Source organism: Bowmanella yangjiangensis (genome assembly GCF_017255015.1).
Taxonomy (GTDB): Bacteria; Pseudomonadota; Gammaproteobacteria; order Enterobacterales; family Alteromonadaceae; genus Bowmanella; species Bowmanella yangjiangensis.
Window position 1 is genome coordinate 1 of sequence record NZ_JAFKCS010000436.1, and the last position, 320, is coordinate 320.

The window sequence follows — 320 nt, forward strand, 5'->3', positions numbered from 1 at the left end:
AGCTGAAAGTCAGGCTCGGTGACCGGCTCGTCCGGTGCTGGCGCCGCTGCCTGAACGACAGGCTCGCTCGGCTCGGGTTGCGCCGTCCGCAGGTTGGGATGCCTGGCTTGCAGGGCGTCGAGACGCGCCTCGTCGAAGCCCTCGGCGCGCAGAACCGCTTCTTCACGGGCGAAGGCCTGGCCATCACCCTGCTGCGCCAGGACTTCCAGCAAGCGGAAGCGCAGGTCACTGCGTTGCGGCTCCTGCAACAGCGCCTTGTTCAACTCACCGCGCGCCTCGCTGAGGCGGCCATAGGCGATGTAGACGTTGGCCGCCTCCAG

General features: G+C 68.1%; 1 protein-coding gene. It reads right to left on the reverse strand.

Annotated elements, in window-relative coordinates:
* The coding region (locus J0A65_RS25005) for a type IV pilus assembly protein FimV (RefSeq protein WP_206596930.1) at positions 1-320 on the reverse strand (320 nt) is incomplete at both ends.